This is a genomic window from Nocardia lasii (genome assembly GCF_042658545.1).
GTDB lineage: Bacteria > Actinomycetota > Actinomycetes > Mycobacteriales > Mycobacteriaceae > Nocardia > Nocardia lasii.
In genome coordinates, this window is the sequence record NZ_JBHSQN010000001.1 from 166,790 (window position 1) to 184,867 (window position 18,078).

The following is an 18,078-nucleotide window of genomic DNA, read 5'->3' on the forward strand; positions in this document are numbered from 1 at the left end:
CGTAGTCACCCTCAATGACTACGAAAAGGTAGTCATCGCGAGACCCTAGCTCGATGCGGGACGGCGTTGTAGGAAGACGGTCAGGGTGAACAGGAGGACGCCTGCTACCGCTAAGAGGGCACCGACCATGGCGGGGGCGGTGTAGCCGAGGCCCGCGGCGATGACCAGGCCGCCCAGCCAGGCGCCTGCGGCGTTGGCGATGTTGAGGGCGGCGTGGTTGAGGGCGGCGGCGAGGGTTTGGGCGTCGGCGGCCACGTCCATGAGGCGGGTTTGCAGGCCGGGAGCCAGGGCGGCGCCGGAGGCTCCGACGAGGAAGGCGCCGATGGCGGCGGTGACGGGATTGTGGGCGGCGAGGACGAAACCGGCCAGGATGACCACCATCGCGATCATGGCGACGAAGATCGAGCGGTCGACGCCGCGGTCGGCGAGGATGCCGCCGCCGATATTGCCCACGATCATGCCGAGGCCGAACAGGGCCAGCACGATCGGGACGGCGCCGATGGACATGCCCGCGACATCGGTCATGGTGGTGGCGATGTAGGTGTAGACGGCGAACATGCCGCCGAAGCCGATCGCGCCCACGGCCAGGGTGAGCAGCACCTGCGGGCGGCGCAGCGCACCGAGCTCGGTCATCGGGTTGGTGATCTTCATGCTGGTCAGGGCCGGGACATAGCGCCACAGGGCGGCCACGGTCGCCAGCCCGATCACGGCGACGACCACGTAGGCGTCCCGCCAACCGAAGTGCTGGCCGAGCCAGGTCGCGCCCGGCACCCCGATCACGTTCGCCACGCTGAGCCCCAGCATCACCGCCGCGACCGCCTTGGCCCGCTGCCCGACCGGCGCGAGCGTCGCGGCCGCCAACGAGGCGACCCCGAAGTACGCCCCGTGCGGCAAGCCCGACACGAAGCGGGCCAGCACGAGCGTCCCGAAGGTCGGTGCCAACACGGTCGCGATATTGCCGACGGTGAACGCCACCATCAACACGATCAACAACTTCTTGCGCGCCACCCGAGCACACAGCGCGGCGATCAACGGCGCCCCGACAACCACCCCCAGCGCGTACGCCGACACCGCGTGCCCGGCCGTCGGCTCGGAAATCTCGAAGGCCCGCGAGATATCGGGCAGCAACCCCATGGTCACGAACTCCGTGGTCCCGATCCCGAAACCGCCCAACGCCAACGCGAGCATCGCCGGGACATGCCAGTTGGTACGTGGCTCGTCGAGGCGATCAGGGGCGGCGATAGAAGTAGGCACGCTTCCATGCAACGGGCACCGGTACCCATTCGCTACCCGCGATGAGCGTGAGTTAGCCCACGGGCAACCGGGAGCAGTGCGGCGATGGTCGAGCGCCTAGAGTGCATGCTAACCTGTGCATGCACATAATCTTCGAATAGGAGGCCCGTCGTGGCAACCGTTCAAATTCGAGACGTTCCCGACGAAGTCGCTACCGTGATCGCCGAAAAGGCCAGCGCGGAGCACAAGTCGGTATCCGCCTACCTGCGCGATCTGATGACGGCCGACGTCCGGCGCGAGTTGCAACGCCGCGCCATCGCACGGTGGGACGAGGACCTGAAGCACACGCACGCGAAACTGGGCATCACCGGCGACTCCGCCGTCTCCAGCACCGAAGTCGTCCGGGAGATCCGGGACGAGTACGACCGGGGCGATGAGTGATCGTTGTCGATGCGACGATCTGGGTGGACCTGCTGCGCGGAAAGCTCCCCGCCGACTACAGCCAGCGCATCGCGATCGCGGGCTGCGTATCTCCACCCCATGTCGATTTCGAAGTCGGATCAGCGCTCATCCGCCTCGAACGGCGCGGAGAACTGAAATCAGGCGCAGCGCGGGAGTTGATCAACGCCTTCAGCACGCACCCGGTCGAGCGCGTCCGCGAACCGATCGACGCGGTCGAGGCTTTCGCGGTCTTGCACAACGCCACCTACGCGGACGCCTGGTACGTGGCGTTGGCCAAACGCTGTGAATTTCCGCTGATGACTCTCGACGACGGCATGAAGGAAGCCGCCCGGATCCACGGCGTCGAACTGGTCGGTCCGCCCTGACCGACGAAAAAGGCGCCCACACGCGTCGGTGTGGGCGCCTTTCATCGGCGATATCTCACTTCAGCGCACGCGCCAGATTCACATCGAGCGCGCCGAGGAATTCCTCGGTGCTCAGGTAACCCTGGTCCCCGCCGACGAGTGCGGCGAGGTCCTTGGTCATCTGACCGCCCTCGACGGTCTTGATGACCACGTCCTCGAGGGCCTGCGCGAAGCCGATCACCTCGGGGGTGTTGTCCAGCTTGCCGCGGTGTTCGAGGCCGCGGGTCCAGGCGAAGATCGACGCGATCGGGTTGGTCGAGGTCGGCTTGCCCTGCTGGTGCTGGCGGTAGTGCCGGGTGACCGTGCCGTGCGCGGCCTCGGCCTCACAGGTGCGACCGTCCGGGGTGAGCAGCACCGAGGTCATCAGGCCGAGCGAGCCGAAGCCCTGGGCCACGGTGTCGGACTGCACGTCGCCGTCGTAGTTCTTGCAGGCCCAGACGTAGCCGCCCTCCCATTTCATGGAGGAGGCGACCATGTCGTCGATGAGGCGGTGCTCGTAGGTGAGCCCGGCCGCGTCGAACTCGGCCTTGAACTCGGCGTCGAAGACCTCTTCGAAGGTGTCCTTGAACATGCCGTCGTAGGCCTTGAGGATGGTGTTCTTCGTGGAGAGGTACACCGGGTAGTTCTGCTGCAGGCCGTAGTTGAACGAGGCCCGCGCGAAGTCCTCGATGGACTTCTTGAAGTTGTACATGCCCATGACGACGCCGCCGTCCTCGGGCATCTTCACGACCTCGTGCACGATCGGCTCGCTGCCGTCCTCCGGCGTGAAGGTCAGCGTGACGGTGCCCGCCTCGTAGACCTTGAAGTCGGTGGCGCGGTACTGGTCGCCGAAGGCGTGACGGCCGATGATGATCGGCTTGGTCCAGCCGGGCACCAGGCGGGGCACGTTGGAGATGATGATCGGCGCGCGGAAGATGGTGCCACCCAGGATGTTTCGGATGGTGCCGTTGGGCGAGCGCCACATCTTCTTGAGGCCGAACTCTTTCACCCGCGCTTCGTCGGGGGTGATGGTGGCGCATTTGACGCCGACGCCGTATTTCTTGATCGCGTTGGCCGCGTCGACGGTGACCTGGTCGTCCGTCTTGTCGCGGTACTCGATACCGAGGTCGTAGTACTCGAGGTTCACGTCGAGATAGGGATGGATCAGCTTGTCCTTGATGAACTGCCAGATGATCCGGGTCATCTCGTCGCCGTCGAGTTCTACGACGGTGCCTTCAACCTTGATCTTGGACATGGATCTTCGTGTCCTCCTCGGTGGGTGCCCTTATTGCACGGCCAGGCGAACACGCTTGTGAGCGGACCCCAGCTATTCCATCAAACCGTATATGCCCCGCGGTGGTTGCGGGACGTGTGGTGCAAACATGACGAGCGTACTGCTAGTGGTCTCCTCACCGCGAGGGGAGGGCGAACTGTGCGATGCGCGCGCGAGGCGACCCACCACGGACCGGAGTTCCAGCCTACCCAGGACGCGAGCGGGGCCCCGCGCGGCCGAGTCGGCGGCGCGGGGCCCATCGGTCGTCCTCACACCGCGACCGGCACCGCCGCGGCGTGTTCGTCGCCCTCGATGAGGTTTTCCGGCTTGTCCCGGATCATCACGGCGATGACCACCGCGGCGACCGCGAAGAAACCCGCGCCGATGTAGAAGGCCACGTCGTAGCTGTGGATCGAGGCGCGTTCTAGCAGGTGGTCGACGGTGGGGTTGTCGCTGACGTAGTTCTTCGCGGCCTGCACCGACAGCGTGGTGAGCAGGGCGGTGCCGACCGCGCCGCCGATCTGCTGGGCGGCGTTGAGCAGCGCGCTGGCCACCCCGGAGTCCTCGTCGGCGACCTGGTGCAGCGCCACGGCCTGCATCCCGACGAACAGCGGGCCCATGCCGAGCGCGATCAGCAGCTGCGGGCCGAGCACGCTGGCCGCGTATCCGTCGCCGTAGCCCAGTTGCGCCAGCCAGACCAGCCCGACCACGCCGAGCAGCGAGCCGACCACCATGAGCGGGCGCGGCCCGAAGCGGGGCATCAGGGTGCTGGTGATCGCCGCCGCGATCCCGATCCCGATCGGGAACGGCAGGAACGCGATGCCCGCCTTCAGCGGCGAGTAACCGAGGGTGATCTGGTAGTAGAAGCTGAGGAACAGGAACATCGCGAACATCGCGATCGGGATCAGCAGCGCCGCGATGAGCGCGCCGCCGCGATTGATCTCGCCCGGAATGCGCAGGGGCAGCAGCGGATTCGATGACCGCGCTTCGATGATCACGAACGCGACGAGCAGCGCGAACCCGGCGCCGAGCAGTGCGAGGGTGCTCGCGGCCAGCCAGCCGTGTTCGGCGGCGCGACTGAATCCGTAGACGATCGCGACCAGGCCGAAGGTCACCGTGACCGCGCCGGGCAGGTCGTAGCCACCGGTGCGCGGCGCCGGGATGTCGCGCACGATCACCGCCACCGCGCCGAGCACGGCGATCAGCGCGATCGGGGTGTTCATCAGCAGCGTCCACCGCCACGAGGCGAACTCGGTGAGCGCCCCGCCCACGATCAACCCGAACGCGATCCCCCCGGCGGTGATGCCGGCGAACACCGCGAACGCGCGCGCCCGTTCGTGCACGTCGGTGAAGATCACCGACAGCAGCGACAGGGCCGCGGGGGCGAGCAGCGCCGCGAACGCGCCCTGCAGGCCGCGTCCGACGAACAGCTGCGGCCCGGTCTGGGCGAGCCCGGCCAGTGCGGAGGCGGCCGCGAAACCGATCAGACCGATCAGGAAGATCCGGCGCCGGCCCAGGTAGTCGGCCATGCGGCCGCCGAGCAGCAACAGCCCGCCGAAGATCAGCGTGTAGGCGGTGATCGCCCACTGCTTGTCGCCCTCGCTGATGCCCAGATCGCGCTGGGCGTAGGGCAGGGCGATGGTGATCACGGTGGCGTCGAGCACCACCATCAACTGCGCCGCCGAGAGCACGAGCAGCGCCCACCAGCGAGTCGAACTCTGTTGGGAATCACCATGTTTCGTTTCCAGCTCGGTGTCGGTCACCGGTACTCCTCATCCGTCGATCAGCGTCGACTCATCCTGGCACCGCAAGACAATTGGCGTCAAGAGAAAAATGTCTGACTGCGCCAATTGGCTGGTTGGGACAGACAAATCGGACGGGCCGGTAGACTGACCCGCATGCTGGACTCGACCCCTCCGATCAGCGCCGACCGGACCGCCGAACCGGCCCCCGCGGCGCCACTGGGCCTGCGCGAACGCAAGAAACTCCAGACCAGGGCGGCCATCGTCACGGTCGGCCTCGACCTGTGCGAATCCCAGGGCTTCGACGCGACGACGGTCGAGCAGATCGCCGCGGGCGCCGACGTGTCCCCGCGCACCGTGAACCGGTACTTCGCGCTCAAGGAAGACATCGTGCTCGCCCCGATCGACGACTTCGGGACCTCGGTCGCCGAGGCGCTGCGCGGGTGGCCGCCGGGCAACGACCTGCAGGCCCTGTGCGGGGCCTACCTCGAGACGATCCAGGCCGAGGCGGGCGCCGACGGGGTGCGCTTCCTACGCCAGTTCCTGCAGATGCAGCGGATCATGCGCGCGAGTCAGGCGGTGAACGCGCGCGCGCTGGAATACGCCGAGAAGAAGAACGTGGCGGTGTGCGCGCAACTCGCCGAGCGCCTCGGCACCACGCCCGACGATTTCATGGTCAAGCTGGTGGCCGGGATCTGGCAGATGATGTGCCACATCTCGATGGCCGACACCGAGGCCGCGCTGGCCGAGGCGACCCCCGAAGCCGCCGTGCGAACGACCCGGCACGCGGTGCTGCGCGCCTATCACGGCCTGCGCCACGCCTGCGGCGCACCGGTGGACGACACACCCGGATTCGGCCTCGACGAGTGATCTCGGCGAGAAAATCCGGGGGAAGTTTCCGCGCGCGGGGAATGTCCGGTTAACATGACGGCAAGGTCATGAGTACCAGCGCCAAGCCCCGGCTCGCTGGTCGGCAACCCTCCAGCTGCGGTGGGGTGCTCCGGGTGATGACCGGGCTCTCGAAAGTCGAGAGCAAGCGCGCCCCGCAGGAGGACCCCATGTGTTGTTGTTCGTCGATCCGACCCATCTGACGAAATACCCCCGACGCACAAAACTGGAGTACTGACATGTCCGACTCTGTCCTGCCCGAGAACTGGTCCTTCGAGACCAAGCAGGTCCACGCCGGCCAGTCCCCCGACGCGAGCACCAACGCGCGGGCACTGCCGATCTACCAGACGACGTCCTATGTCTTCCGCGACACCGATCACGCCGCCGCGCTGTTCGGTCTCGCCGAGCCGGGCAACATCTACACCCGCATCATGAACCCCACCCAGGACGCGGTCGAGCAGCGGGTCGCCGCGCTCGAGGGCGGCGTCGCGGCGCTGCTGCTGGCCTCGGGCCAGGCCGCCGAGACCTACGCGATCCTGAACCTGGCCAGTGCGGGCGACCACATCGTGTCCAGCCCGCACCTCTACGGCGGCACCTACAACCTGTTCCACTACTCGCTGCCCAAGCTCGGCATCGAGGTCTCCTTCGTCGAGGATCCCGACGATCTGGCGCAGTGGCAGGCCGCCATCCGCCCGAACACCAAGGCGTTTTTCGGCGAGACCATCGCCAACCCGAGCAGCGCGGTGTTCGACATCCCCGGCGTGGCCGGTGTCGCGCACGAGAACGGCCTCCCGCTCATCGTCGACAACACCGTCGCCACCCCCTACCTGATCCAGCCGCTGGCCCACGGCGCCGACATCGTCGTGCACTCGGCCACCAAGTACCTCGGCGGCCACGGTGCGGCCGTGGCCGGGGTGATCGTCGACGGCGGCACCTTCGACTGGACCGTGCGCGACGCCGACGGCAAGCCCCGCTTCCCCGGTTTCACCGAGCCCGACCCCAGCTACAACGGGGTGGTGTTCGCCGATCTCGGCGCGCCCGCGTTCGCGCTCAAGGCCCGCGTGCAGCTGCTGCGCGACCTCGGCGCGGCCGTCTCGCCGTTCAACGCGTTCCTCATCGCCCAGGGCATCGAGACCCTGAGCCTGCGGGTGGAACGCCACGTCAGCAATGCCGAGGCCGTGGCGAAGTTCGTGGCCGAGCAGCCCGGCGTCGACGCGGTGCACTACGCGGGCCTCGAGTCCTCGCCGTGGCACGCGCGGGCCAAGGAGCTGGCGCCCAAGGGCGCGGGCGCGATCGTCTCGTTCGAGCTGGCCGGCGGGGTCGACGCGGGCAAGAAGTTCGTGGACGCGCTCAGCCTGCACAGCCATGTCGCTAACATCGGTGATGTGCGTTCCCTCGTGATTCACCCGGCGTCGACCACGCACTCGCAGTTGACGCCCGAAGAGCAGCTGGCCGCGGGCGTGAAGCCCGGTCTGGTCCGGCTCGCGGTGGGCATCGAGGGCATCGACGACATCCTGGCCGATCTGCGGGCCGGTTTCGCGGCGGCGACCACGTGACCGTGAGCACCGAATCGCCGATCGCCCGACCCGAGACCGGATTGGCCCTGTTGCCGCCGCCGGACGGTCGGGCCGGCGTGGTCGCCATCGGGGAGGTGGCGCTCGAGAACGGCGCCGTCATCCCCGATGTGCGACTGACGGTGCAACGGTGGGGTGAGCTCTCGCCCACGTTGGACAATGTGGTGCTCGTCGAACACGCGCTCACCGGCGACTCGCATGTCGTCGGTGGGCCCGACGGGGCACCCGGTTGGTGGGAGGGCATGGTCGGGCCCGGCGCGCCGATCGACACCGACGAGTGGTGTGTGATCGCCACGAACGTGCTCGGCGGCTGCAAGGGCAGCACCGGACCGTCCTCCCCCGCGCCCGACGGAAAGCCGTGGGGCGCACGGTTTCCTGATCTGACCATCCGCGATCAGGTCACGGCCGAAGCCCAACTGTTCGACGTGCTCGGCATCGAGCGCCTCGGCGCCGTGGTCGGCGGGTCGATGGGCGGCATGCGGGTGCTCGAGTGGATCATCGGGCAGCCCGACCGGGTCTCGGCGGCGCTGGTACTGGCCGTCGGCGCCCGCGCCACCGCCGATCAGATCGGCACCCAGACCACCCAGATGGCCGTGATCACCGCCGACCCCGACTGGCAGGGCGGCGACTATCACGGCACCGGACGCGCGCCGATGACCGGCATGGGCCTGGCACGGCGCATCGCGCACCTGACCTACCGCACCGAGAGCGAGCTCGACCACCGCTTCGCCAACCGCGCCCAGGGTGACGAGAACCCGTGGGCCGGTGGACGTTACGCGGTGCAGAGCTACCTCGAGCATCAGGCCGACAAGCTGGTCCAACGCTTCGACCCGGCCACCTACGTGCTGCTCAGCGAGGCGATGAACCGCCACGACGTGGGGCGCGGACGTGGCGGGGTGGCGGCCGCGCTGGCCTCGACGCCGGTGCCGGTCGTGGTGGGCGGGGTCGACTCGGATCGGTTGTACCCCTTGCACTCTCAGGCCGAACTGGCTCAGGGGCTGCCCGGGTGCGCGGGTCTCGAGATCGTGCACTCGCGCGACGGCCACGACGGGTTCCTCACCGAGGCCGCGGCGGTGTCGAAGTTGCTCACCGAGACGATGCGGCTGGCGCGGGAGAATCGCTGACCGGCGCGGTCGTGATCGAGCGGACGTAGGTCTCGAGCCGTTCGCGCGGGTACGCGTCCGGCTCGTTGACCGCGAGTCGGCCGCGCAGTGGCCGGTTTCTCAGTTGACGCCGAGGGTGTTGATGGTGGCCGCCAGGAAGACGATGGAGCTGCCGAGGGCGGCCAAGGCGGCCACGTCGAACGGGCGGCTGCGCACGGCGAGCAGACCCACCTGCACGGTCGGCAGGCACAGGCGGAACGCGGCGGCCACCAGGGCGGCGCTGCCGAAGATCAGCGCGCCACGGCGCCAGCGATCCCACGCCACGAAGCCGACCGCGATCACGATCAGGGCGGTGACCACGGTCATCGGCAGGTGACTGCGCAGATACTGCTCCCCCGCGCTCAACCGCGCGACCCGATGCCTGCCGGTCGGGTACTTGTCGGTCGCCTTGTTCACGATGCCGATTGTTCCAGACCGACCGGCTTCGCGGGGGCGGGGCCCAGTACCCTGCTGCGAGTGTTCAACGTGATGTTCCACGAGCCGGTAATTCCCCCGAATACCGGCAACGCGATCCGCCTCGTCGCGGGCACCGGGTGCGCGTTGCACCTGATCGAACCGCTCGGCTTCGACCTGTCCGAATCGAAACTGCGGCGCGCGGGTCTGGACTACCACGACCTGGCCTCGGTGACCGTGCACCCGAACCTCGACGCCGCGTGGGAAAGCCTCGGTGAGCAGCGGGTTTTCGCGTTCACCACCTCGGCTACGACCCGCTACACCGATATCGCCTACCGGCCCGGCGATATTCTGCTGTTCGGCACCGAGCCCACCGGGTTACCGCCCGAGGTGCTGGCCGATCCGCATATCACCGAGCAGGTGCGGGTGCCGATGTTGCCGGGGCGGCGGTCGATGAATCTGTCGAACACCGCCGCTGTGGCGGTGTACGAGGCGTGGCGGCAGCTCGGGTTTCCCGACGGGGTGTAGTCCGCGAACTCACATGTCGATGTCGAAGCGCTTGAAGCGGGAGGTGGCGCCCGCTTCCAGGCGGACCGCCGATTTCGCGACGCCGAAGTGCTGGGCGAGCAGTTCGATGGCGGCCTTGTTCGCCTTGCCCTCCACGGCCGGGGCGCGGACGTAGAGGGTGAGGGTGCCGTCCTCGGCGATGTCGACCAGGGGGCCTTTACGGCTGTTCGGTTTGATCGTCGCCCGCACGGTCGGCACCGGGGGTCTCCTTCTCGGGCGAGGTGGTTTCGGGTGCGGTCGTGCCGGGTGCGGGGGTGGATGTCGCGGGGGCCGGTGTCTCGACTTCGGACTCGGCGGGTGTGGCGGTGGCTGCGGTGGCCTGGGGCGTCGCGGGTGCGGGTGCGGCGGTTTCCGGTGTGGGGGCGGTGGGCCTTGGCTTCGTGGCGCGTCGGCCGCGCACCAATCGCAGTGCGGCGTAGAGGATTCCGCCGAGGACGGCGAGGAAGCCCAACCACGGCAGGGCCTTGCCGAGGAACACGATCGCGTCCTGGAGCCAGTCGATCAGCGACTCCCAGCCCGCGACGACACCGTCCCAGAAGTTGTCCGGGTCGCCGGGGGCGCGATCGGCGGTGGCGGTGAGGGTGATGGTCAGCGTGGAGAGCGCGACCTGGTCGTCGAGGCTGCGCTTCTGCGCGGTGAGGCTGTCGAGCTCGCCCTGCCTGCTCGACAGCGCCTCCTCGGCGGTGATCAGGTCGGCGGTGTTGGTGGCCCCGGCCATGAGGGCTTTGAGCCGGTCGACCGAGGCTTGCAGGGCGCGGATGCGGGCGTCGAGGTCCTGCCACTGCATGGTGACGTCGTCGCGGTTGGTGCTGACGCTGGTCACCGTGCCGACATCGCCGAGTCCGGTGATGAACGAGTCGGTGACCTCACCGGGCACCCGCACACTGAGCACCGCCCGAGCCGTGCGCTTGTCGGTGCCCGGCTGCTCGGTGCGACTGTCGATGCGCCCGTCGACCGCCCGCACCTGCTCGCTGACCGTCGCCGCGGCCCCGATCGGATCCTCGGAGGTCAGATCCACCGACCCGGTGATCACCTCTTTGCGAGTGGACTGATCCGACGGCGGCGGACTGTCCTTGGCAGGCGCCCCCTCCCGGAACCCCGGCACCACAGCGGCCGCGGACCCACCGGGACTCGGCGCCGCCCGGTCAGCCATCCCGCCGCCCCCACTCTCCTCGGCCCCACATCCGGCCAGGAACAACAGTCCGAGCACCGAGATCATCACCACGACAAGCTTGCGCATATTTCGCAGCGTAGTGCGTCCTACGAAGTCGTGAGGAAGCCTTCGGACTCCAACCACGCCGCGCACGCCGTCGTCCACGTCGCGGTATGCGGGAGGTGCGCGTGGCCGTGCGCGCCGTAGGCGACACCGTCGGCCAGGCCGAGACCGTGTTTGCCGTGCGGATAGATGTGCAATTCGACCGGGATGCTCGCTCGGACGAGCGATTCGGCCCAGGCCAGCGCGTTCGGGAACCCCGGCGGGTCCTGCGCCGTCGACCACACGAACGCCGGACAGGTGCGCTCGTCCACGTGCTTGGCCGGGGAGAGCTCGTCCTTCAGCGGCATGAGTTCGCCGAGCAACGCCTCGACGGCGCCGAGTGGAATCAGGTCCAGATCCGCGAGCGGGTAGGCCAGGATCGCGAAGTCGGGCCGCGGCGGATCGTCGATCTCGGGTTCGATCGACAGGACCTGCCCGGTCATGAGCAGCCCCGCCAACTGGCCACCGGCGCTGGATCCGACAACACCGACCCTGGTGACGTCGACCGACAGGCCGTGCCCGCCCTCGCGCACATAGGCGAGAGCCGCGCGGGCGTCTTGCAGCGGCGCGGGAAAGCGTTGTGGGAGTAAGCGATAGCTGAGGACGAAGGCATGGAAACCGAGGCCCGACAACCAGCGGGCGTAGCCTTCGCCTTCGTGCTCGGTCAGTTCCCGGAAACCACCGCCGGGAAAGATCAGGACCGCCGGTCGGGGGCCGACGAAGGATGGGTCAGCGGGGTGAACAGCGATGCGCGGAGCGATCTCCGCGTGCGACGAGATGGCCACGGCCACCTTTCGTTTCGACGCCTCCATGCCTGACGCAGTCCGCCATCGACACGCGACGCTGAAGGCAGGCTAGCAGGCTGAATCAGCGGAAGTCACGGGAGCGGGCGACAATTCGGAGGTCGAGATGCTCCAGCTGGTCGGCGACGACGCTGGCCGCGCCCTCGGCGTTCTGGATGCGGCCGCGGATGAGTAGGGCGGTGGCGCTCTGGGCGAGGCGGCGGTAGCGGGTCCAGAGGCCGACCGAGCAGACCACGTTGACCATGCCGGTTTCGTCCTCGAGGTTGAGGAAGGTGACGCCGGCGGCGGTGGCGGGGCGTTGGCGGTGGGTGACGGCGCCCGCTACCAGGATGCGGGCGCCGTCTTCGACGAGGAGTAGGTCGCGGGCGGGGACCACGCCGAGCGAATGCAGGTGGGCGCGAAGGAATTCGGTGGGATAGCTGTCGGGGGAGATGCCGGTGGCCCACACGTCGGCAGCGGCGAGTTCGAGTGCGCTCATGCCCGGTAGGGACGGGGCGACGGTCGCCGGGCCGGTGCCGGGTAGGCGGTCGACCCGCTCCACCGCCGCCGCGCCCGCCGCCCACAGTGCCGCCCGACGAATACTGCTACCGCGCGAGTTCCGCTGCGCTGCTGCGTCATCCGCTTCCGCACTGCTGTCACACACGTCCCGTGGCGCTGCTGTGCAATCCGCTTCCCGACTGCGGCCATCCACGTCCTGCGCGGCGATATCCGTCGTCGCGCTGCGTGAACTCTGTCGCACCGCGCCATCCGGGACCCCACCGCCGACTCGAGCCCCTTGCGAACCTGTCCGCGATCGCCGAACGCGCTGATCGGTGGCGCGTCGACCACCGGACACAGCGCCCGCCGACGGTTCGACGAGAACATCCAGCGCACCGGCGGTGGCAAGGGACTCCGCCTGGGCGACACTGAGTTCCACGCGGCCGGTGAGGTCGAGCATCGAGGTGAAGGGGCCGTGTTCGGTGCGGTCGGCGATGATGCGGTCGGCGAGGTCGGTGCCGATGTGGCGCACCCCCGACAACCCGAGACGGACCTCCGTGCCCGCGTTCTCGAGGGTGGGTTCGGCGCGACTGGCGTTGATGTCGGGCCCGTGCACGCGCACCCCGTGACGACGGGCGTCGGCGACCAGCGACTGCGGCGAATAGAACCCCATCGGCTGCGCGCGCAACAACCCGGCGCAGAACGCGGCCGGATGGTGCAGCTTGAACCACGACGAGTAGAACACCAGCGCCGCGAAACTCTGCGAATGGCTTTCCGGGAAACCGAAATTGGCGAAGGCGTAGAGCTTCTCGTAGATCCGGTCAGCCACCTCCTCGGTGATCCCGTGCAGCTCACGCATGCCCCGATACAGCCGCTCCTTCAACCGCCGCATCTTCTCCGGCGAGCGCTTGGACCCCATGGCGCGGCGCAACTGATCGGCCTCGGCGGGACTGAACCCGGCGACGTCGACGGCCATCTGCATCAACTGCTCCTGGAACAGCGGCACCCCGTAGGTGCGTTCGAGGGTCCTCTCCAGCACCGGATGGTCGTAGGTGACCGGCTCCTTGCCGTTGCGGCGGCGGATGTAGGGGTGCACCGAGCCGCCCTGGATGGGGCCGGGCCGGATCAGCGCCACCTCCACCACCAGGTCGTAGAACTCGCGCGGCTTCAACCGGGGCAGTGTCGCCATCTGCGCGCGCGACTCCACCTGGAACACCCCGATCGAATCGGCGCGCTGCAACATCTCGTACACGCCGGCCTCGGTGAGATCGAGCGCGTGCAGTTCGACCTTCTCGCCCTTGTGCTCGCGCACCAGGTCGATCATGTAGTGCAGCGCCGAGAGCATCCCGAGCCCGAGCAGGTCGAACTTCACCAAACCCACTGCGGCACAGTCGTCCTTGTCCCACTGCAACACGCTGCGCCCGGCCATCCGCGCCCACTCCACCGGACACACATCGGCGATCGGCCGATCACAGATCACCATGCCGCCGGAGTGGATGCCCAAATGCCGTGGCAGACCGTCGAGTTCACCGGCGAGCTCGAGTACCGCCGCGGGAATGTCGGTGTCGGTCTCCCCGGCCACCCCCGACCAGCGACTCACCTGTTTGCTCCACGCATCCTGCTGTCCCGGCGAAAACCCCAGCGCCCGTGCGGCATCGCGCACCGAGGACTTGCCGCGGTAGGTGATCACGTTCGCCACCTGGGCGGCGTAGTCGCGCCCGTACTTGGCGTAGACGTGCTGGATCGCCTCCTCGCGCCGGTCGGATTCGATATCGACATCGATATCGGGCGGCCCGTCGCGATCGGTGGACAGGAACCGCTCGAAGAGCAGATTGTTGCCCACCGGGTCCACATTGGTGATGCCGATGGCGTAGCAGACCGCGGAGTTGGCGGCCGAACCCCTGCCCTGACACAGGATGTCGCTGTCCACGCAGAACTGGACGATGTCGTGCACGACCAGGAAGTAGCCGGGGAAATCCATTTTCGCGATCACCGCGAGCTCGTGGTCGAGCTGCCGATACGCCCGGGGGTTTCGCTCAGGCGGGCCGTAGCGCGCGGCGGCCCCGCGTAGCGCCAGCTCGCGCAACCACGAGTTCTCGTCGTGGCCCGCCGGCACCTCGAACGGCGGCAGATTCGGCGCGATCAACCGCAGGTCGAAGGCGCATTCGCGGGCCAGGGTCGCCGCGTTCGCCACCGCGTGCGGGTACTCGGCGAACAGCTGCGCCATCTCCGCGCCCGAGCGCAGGTGCGCGCCGCCGGTGGGGGCGAGCCAGCCCGCCATCTCGTCCAGACTGGTCCTGGCCCGGATCGCGGCCAACGCCATCGCCCGCCGCCGTTGCGCGGGCGCGGCGAAATGCGCGCCGGTGGTGGCGATGACGGGCACGTCGAGGCGATCGGCCAGTGCCACCAGCAGCGCGTTGCGTTCGTCGTCGGTGGCGATGCCATGATGGGTGAGCTCCACGCTCACCGAACCGAACCGTTCGATCAGCTCCCGCAGTGCCGCTTCGGCTTTCGGCAGCCGCGCGTTCCCGTCGCGCAGGTCGAGTTCGAGCGCGGTGCGCAGGTGCCCTTTTCGGCAGCCGGTCAGCACCTGCCAGTGCCCGCCCGCCGCCGCGGTGAGCGTGTCGAGGTCGTAGCGCAGGACGCCCTTCTCCCCCGCCGCCATGTGCGCGGCCGCCATCTCTCGCGACAACCGCCGATACCCCTCCTGACCTCGGGCGAGGAGGAGCAGGTGCGGGCCGTGCGGGTCGGGTGCGCCCGTGCGCGGCAGCGAATCCGGCGCATCGACGTGCCCCTTTCGCTCCGGCCCGACACCCCGAGACGCAGAACGGCGCCGGACCGCATCCCCTCGGCCCGGCGCCGCCTTCGCATCGGTTCCCAGTGACAGTTCGGCACCGAAAACCGTTGGCATTCCCCATTCCCTGGCCGCCTCGGCGAACCGGACGGTCCCGTAGAACCCGTTGTGGTCGGTCAGCGCGAGCGCCTCCAGACCGAGCCGCACCGCCTCCTCCACCAGTTCCTCCGGCGGACTCGCGCCGTCGAGGAAGCTGTAGGCGGAGTGGGCGTGCAGTTCCGCGTAGGGCACGGTCGGGCCCGTGGGCAGGTCGAGTTCGGCGGCACGGTACTCGCCGCGCTTGCGCGACCAGGCCGGGCTGTCGCCGCCGTCGCCGGGGTGCATCTCCTCGGCGGGTCGACCGCTCGGCTTGCCCGAGAGCACCCGTTCCAGCTCCGACCAGGTCGGCGGCCCGTTGCTCCAGCCCATGCGCCCATTCCTCTCACCACCCCGGCGTCAATGCGCGGGTAACCGCTCCATCGACCGCGTTTCCAGCGCGGCCTCCACATGGCCCAGGCCCGAGCGGATCACCGCCCCGTAGGCATCGTTGGCGAGCACGTCGAGGTGCCCGCGCGCGATGGCCAACTGCATCCGCGCCATGTCGAAGTCGCCGACGCGGCGGTGACTGTCGGCCAGGTTCAGATACAGCGAGGGCAGGAACCCGCGCAGCCCCTCATCGAGCGGAATGCCCGGCCCGAACACCGCCGCCAACGCCCGCTGATCCCACAGCAACGCACCCTCGGGAAACTCCTGCACATCGGCGAGGTGGTGTGCCACCACACAGCGATGCAGCGGGTCGCCGCCTTCCCCTAGCTCCTCCCACAACCTGGTCAGCGCCCCGCGCGCCGCGTCGGGGTCGAAACTGCCGAGCCGCACCGCGGCATAAATGTCCGCCATCCGATCGTCCGCCATGCGCACCAGTATCGCACATACGTTCGAATATTGGCGAGAGGCTTTCGAACATATTTTCGAGTTTCTCGAACGGTCTGGTTCGTGAACTTACTTCGGAGTAAGTTCGTAGGGAACGAGCTGCAAAGGAGCAGTGATGTCTCAGATCTCCCCCGGTGAGCGGCGCCGCCGCGACCTCACCGACCGGCACGTCGTGATCACCGGCGCCTCATCCGGAATCGGGCGAGCCGCCGCGCTCGCGATCGCCGACCGGGGCGGGGTGGTACTGCTGCTCGCGCGCCGCGCCGACGAACTCGCCGCGGTGGTCACCGAGATCACCGACGCGGGCGGGCGAGCCTACGGCTACCCGTGCGACGTCACCGATACCGAATCCGTCGACGCCACCGTCAAGACCATCCTCGACCGGCACGGCCACGTCGACATGCTGGTCAACAACGCGGGCCGCTCCATCCGCCGCGCCATCCACCGCTCCACCGACCGCCTGCACGACTTCGAACGCACCATGGCGGTCAACTACTTCGGCGCCGTGCGCATGACGCTGGCCCTGCTCCCCCAGATGCGCGAACGCGGCTTCGGGCAGATCGTGAACATCTCCAGCGCCGGCGTCCAAGCGGCCACACCGCGCTTCGCCGCCTACCTGGCCAGCAAGGCGGCCCTGGACAAGTTCGCCGAGGTCGCCGCGGTCGAAACCCTCGCCGACGGTGTCGGTTTCACCACCATCCACATGCCCCTGGTCCGCACCCCGATGATCGCCCCCAGCGGTGACCAGGGTCCCGCCGAGTCCCCCGAATGGGCCGCGAGCACCATCGTGCGCGCCCTGACCGAGCGCCCCAAACGCATCGACGTTCCCCTGGGCACCCTCGCCGAATACGGCGGCATCTTCACCCCCAAATTCCGCGACCGCATCATGCACCGCTACTACCGGGCGCTGCCGGATTCGCCTGCGGCCAAAGGGGAATCGGTCGTCGAGGTGACCGCTCCGGCCCCGGCCGACCAGAAGCCGCCCTCGACTGCCCGCAAGGTCACCGGCACCGCCCTGCGCCGCGCCGCCCGCTGGGTGCCGGGCACGCACTGGTGAGGGCGCCGTCGGCGGGGACGCACCGACAGTGAACGTCCGTTGGTGCCACTAGCTCGACGGAGCCAGATCGAGGGCGAAGTGGTGTGCGGTGATCGACAGATGGTGACGCATGTAGAGGCGGTGGGCCGGGGCTCGGGTGGAGTCGACGCCGGAGTCGAGGTGAATGGCTGTGCAGCGCAGGCGCTTCGCCTCGGCGGTGATCCAGGCGAGCAGGGCATCGGCATGACCTCGCCCGCGAGCTGCGGGCAGGGTGGAGACATCGTCTATATAGAGGTGGTGACCCCAGGCGGTCGAATGGGATTCACGGAAGCCCGCTATCGATAGTGCGGTGGGCGAACCGGATTCGAACACGCCGACCAGCCGGTAGCCCGCCGGGCGGAGTGCGGTGTCGATGAACTCGACCAGCCGGGATGTCGTCTCCCAGCGCGGGCGAAGCTCCAGTAGGGCAGGTCCCGCCGATTCGGTGTCGTCCCCGCCGATTTCTCGGATGTCGATCATGGGGTCGACGGTAGGTTGGGCGGGTGATCAGGGGAAAGGGCCACTGTGGCGCGGTTCTACTGGTCCACCGGAGCCACGGTGGCATAAACGTGCAATCGTGCTCCGCGGAAACCGTTTTCCGGTCATTCGGGCGAACGACTGCACGATTTTGCCACCCTTCTCGCAGAGCCGGTCAGAGTTCGGAGTTCGCCTCGGCGAGTTGTTCCATCGCGGCGGGTTCCAGGTAGGTGGCCGGTTTGGGGGCGGCGCCGCAGCTGGCCTGGCGGGGGGCGGCGGCGACGGTGCGGGCGGTGACGCGCCAGCGGCGGCCGTCGCGGTGGGTGACGATGGCGGCGCCCGCCTGGGTCGGGTCGTGGGTGGGGGTCGGGTCGGAGTGGACGGTGAGGTCGGCGGCGGTGGCCGGGATCTGTTGGCGCACAGTCACTTCGGCCAGCTGGGAGATCGGGGGGTAGCAGCTGCGGCCGCGCAGGCCCGGCAGGGAGACCTCGTCGGCGTCGGCGGCGTCGAGCAGGGCGCAGGCGTCGGCGCGGTCGGCGCGGCCGTAGGT

Annotated in this window: 17 protein-coding genes, 1 pseudogene and 1 riboswitch; of the genes and pseudogenes, 7 read left to right on the plus strand and 11 right to left on the minus strand. The window is 68.7% G+C overall.

Annotated elements, in window-relative coordinates:
* Positions 1-45: 45 nt before the first annotated feature.
* Positions 46-1,188 carry an MFS transporter gene (locus ACFP3H_RS00855; RefSeq protein ID WP_378599580.1) on the minus strand — a complete coding sequence of 381 codons (1,143 nt, stop codon included), beginning with the start codon at positions 1,186-1,188 and terminating at the stop codon, positions 46-48.
* A 216-nt stretch (positions 1,189-1,404) separates the two neighbouring features.
* On the opposite strand from ACFP3H_RS00855, the gene ACFP3H_RS00860 reads away from it, so the two are divergent.
* Together ACFP3H_RS00860 and ACFP3H_RS00865 are read left to right on the plus strand one after the other, a co-directional pair.
* Entirely contained in the window at positions 1,405-1,674 is a 270-nt protein-coding gene (locus ACFP3H_RS00860) for a hypothetical protein (RefSeq protein ID WP_378598135.1), read from the plus strand.
* Positions 1,671-2,060, plus strand: a complete 390-nt coding sequence (locus ACFP3H_RS00865; protein WP_378598137.1) for a type II toxin-antitoxin system VapC family toxin — start codon at positions 1,671-1,673, stop codon at positions 2,058-2,060. The genes ACFP3H_RS00860 and ACFP3H_RS00865 overlap by 4 nt, the downstream gene beginning before the upstream one ends.
* Before the next feature lie 55 nt (positions 2,061-2,115).
* Here the strand turns inward: ACFP3H_RS00865 and ACFP3H_RS00870 are convergent, their stop codons facing one another.
* Both ACFP3H_RS00870 and ACFP3H_RS00875 read right to left on the minus strand, forming a co-directional pair.
* Complete coding sequence (locus ACFP3H_RS00870; protein WP_378598139.1) at positions 2,116-3,333, minus strand: NADP-dependent isocitrate dehydrogenase; 1,218 nt, start codon at positions 3,331-3,333, stop codon at positions 2,116-2,118.
* 287 nt (positions 3,334-3,620) lie between these two features.
* Positions 3,621-5,114, minus strand: a complete 1,494-nt coding sequence (locus ACFP3H_RS00875) for an MFS transporter (RefSeq protein WP_378598141.1) — start codon at positions 5,112-5,114, stop codon at positions 3,621-3,623.
* Positions 5,115-5,249: 135 nt separating this feature from the next.
* On the opposite strand from ACFP3H_RS00875, the gene ACFP3H_RS00880 reads away from it, so the two are divergent.
* From ACFP3H_RS00880 to metX, 3 genes are all read left to right on the plus strand, one after another.
* Positions 5,250-5,963, plus strand: a complete 714-nt coding sequence (locus ACFP3H_RS00880; RefSeq protein ID WP_378598143.1) for a TetR family transcriptional regulator — start codon at positions 5,250-5,252, stop codon at positions 5,961-5,963.
* 64 nt (positions 5,964-6,027) lie between these two features.
* A riboswitch (SAM riboswitch) is annotated at positions 6,028-6,138 on the plus strand.
* 82 nt (positions 6,139-6,220) lie between these two features.
* Positions 6,221-7,537, plus strand: a complete 1,317-nt coding sequence (locus ACFP3H_RS00885) for a bifunctional o-acetylhomoserine/o-acetylserine sulfhydrylase (protein WP_378598145.1) — start codon at positions 6,221-6,223, stop codon at positions 7,535-7,537.
* Positions 7,534-8,679 (plus strand): homoserine O-acetyltransferase MetX, encoded by a 1,146-nt coding sequence (gene metX, locus ACFP3H_RS00890; protein ID WP_378598147.1) that lies wholly within the window; start codon positions 7,534-7,536, stop codon positions 8,677-8,679. Before ACFP3H_RS00885 ends, metX begins: the two co-directional genes overlap by 4 nt.
* Before the next feature lie 99 nt (positions 8,680-8,778).
* On the opposite strand, the gene ACFP3H_RS00895 is transcribed toward metX, so the two are convergent.
* On the minus strand, positions 8,779-9,024 hold the full coding sequence (locus ACFP3H_RS00895) for a DUF3017 domain-containing protein (protein ID WP_378599583.1): 246 nt from the start codon (positions 9,022-9,024) through the stop codon (positions 8,779-8,781).
* Positions 9,025-9,174: 150 nt separating this feature from the next.
* On the opposite strand from ACFP3H_RS00895, the gene ACFP3H_RS00900 reads away from it, so the two are divergent.
* Positions 9,175-9,639 carry a tRNA (cytidine(34)-2'-O)-methyltransferase gene (locus ACFP3H_RS00900; RefSeq protein WP_378598149.1) on the plus strand — a complete coding sequence of 155 codons (465 nt, stop codon included), beginning with the start codon at positions 9,175-9,177 and terminating at the stop codon, positions 9,637-9,639.
* Between the two features lie 9 nt (positions 9,640-9,648).
* Here the strand turns inward: ACFP3H_RS00900 and ACFP3H_RS00905 are convergent, their stop codons facing one another.
* From ACFP3H_RS00905 to ACFP3H_RS00925, 5 genes are all read right to left on the minus strand, one after another.
* Positions 9,649-9,876 carry a DUF167 domain-containing protein gene (locus tag ACFP3H_RS00905; protein WP_378598151.1) on the minus strand — a complete coding sequence of 76 codons (228 nt, stop codon included), beginning with the start codon at positions 9,874-9,876 and terminating at the stop codon, positions 9,649-9,651.
* A complete protein-coding gene (locus tag ACFP3H_RS00910; RefSeq protein ID WP_378598153.1) occupies positions 9,836-10,918 on the minus strand; it encodes a DUF4349 domain-containing protein in 1,083 nt (360 codons plus the stop codon). The genes ACFP3H_RS00905 and ACFP3H_RS00910 overlap by 41 nt, the downstream gene beginning before the upstream one ends.
* A gap of 20 nt (positions 10,919-10,938) precedes the next feature.
* Complete coding sequence (locus ACFP3H_RS00915) at positions 10,939-11,718, minus strand: alpha/beta hydrolase (RefSeq protein WP_378598155.1); 780 nt, start codon at positions 11,716-11,718, stop codon at positions 10,939-10,941.
* 82 nt (positions 11,719-11,800) lie between these two features.
* The gene (locus tag ACFP3H_RS00920; RefSeq protein ID WP_378598157.1) at positions 11,801-15,475 is read right to left on the minus strand and encodes an error-prone DNA polymerase; all 3,675 of its coding nucleotides are present in this window, start codon (positions 15,473-15,475) and stop codon (positions 11,801-11,803) included.
* 27 nt (positions 15,476-15,502) lie between these two features.
* On the minus strand, positions 15,503-15,958 hold the full coding sequence (locus tag ACFP3H_RS00925; protein WP_378598159.1) for a hypothetical protein: 456 nt from the start codon (positions 15,956-15,958) through the stop codon (positions 15,503-15,505).
* Between the two features lie 133 nt (positions 15,959-16,091).
* Between ACFP3H_RS00925 and ACFP3H_RS00930 the strand changes: the two genes are divergently transcribed.
* A complete protein-coding gene (locus ACFP3H_RS00930) occupies positions 16,092-17,033 on the plus strand; it encodes an SDR family NAD(P)-dependent oxidoreductase (RefSeq protein WP_378598161.1) in 942 nt (313 codons plus the stop codon).
* Between the two features lie 48 nt (positions 17,034-17,081).
* Here ACFP3H_RS00930 and ACFP3H_RS00935 read toward each other — a convergent pair whose 3' ends face one another.
* Positions 17,082-17,531 (minus strand): GNAT family N-acetyltransferase, encoded by a 450-nt coding sequence (locus ACFP3H_RS00935; protein WP_378598163.1) that lies wholly within the window; start codon positions 17,529-17,531, stop codon positions 17,082-17,084.
* 172 nt (positions 17,532-17,703) lie between these two features.
* Positions 17,704-18,078: pseudogene (locus ACFP3H_RS00940) on the minus strand (sucrase ferredoxin); the annotation flags it as partial.

Coding starts and splice junctions, on each gene's coding strand:
- ACFP3H_RS00885 (WP_378598145.1), top strand. CDS start 6,221: ATGTCCGACTCTGTCCTGCCCGAGAACTGGTCCTTCGAGACCAAGCAG.
- ACFP3H_RS00880 (WP_378598143.1), top strand. CDS start 5,250: ATGCTGGACTCGACCCCTCCGATCAGCGCCGACCGGACCGCCGAACCG.
- ACFP3H_RS00895 (WP_378599583.1), bottom strand. CDS start 9,024: ATGACCGTGGTCACCGCCCTGATCGTGATCGCGGTCGGCTTCGTGGCG.
- ACFP3H_RS00930 (WP_378598161.1), top strand. CDS start 16,092: ATGTCTCAGATCTCCCCCGGTGAGCGGCGCCGCCGCGACCTCACCGAC.
- ACFP3H_RS00935 (WP_378598163.1), bottom strand. CDS start 17,531: ATGATCGACATCCGAGAAATCGGCGGGGACGACACCGAATCGGCGGGA.
- ACFP3H_RS00855 (WP_378599580.1), bottom strand. CDS start 1,188: ATGCTCGCGTTGGCGTTGGGCGGTTTCGGGATCGGGACCACGGAGTTC.
- ACFP3H_RS00910 (WP_378598153.1), bottom strand. CDS start 10,918: ATGCGCAAGCTTGTCGTGGTGATGATCTCGGTGCTCGGACTGTTGTTC.
- ACFP3H_RS00870 (WP_378598139.1), bottom strand. CDS start 3,333: ATGTCCAAGATCAAGGTTGAAGGCACCGTCGTAGAACTCGACGGCGAC.
- ACFP3H_RS00925 (WP_378598159.1), bottom strand. CDS start 15,958: ATGGCGGACGATCGGATGGCGGACATTTATGCCGCGGTGCGGCTCGGC.
- ACFP3H_RS00920 (WP_378598157.1), bottom strand. CDS start 15,475: ATGGGCTGGAGCAACGGGCCGCCGACCTGGTCGGAGCTGGAACGGGTG.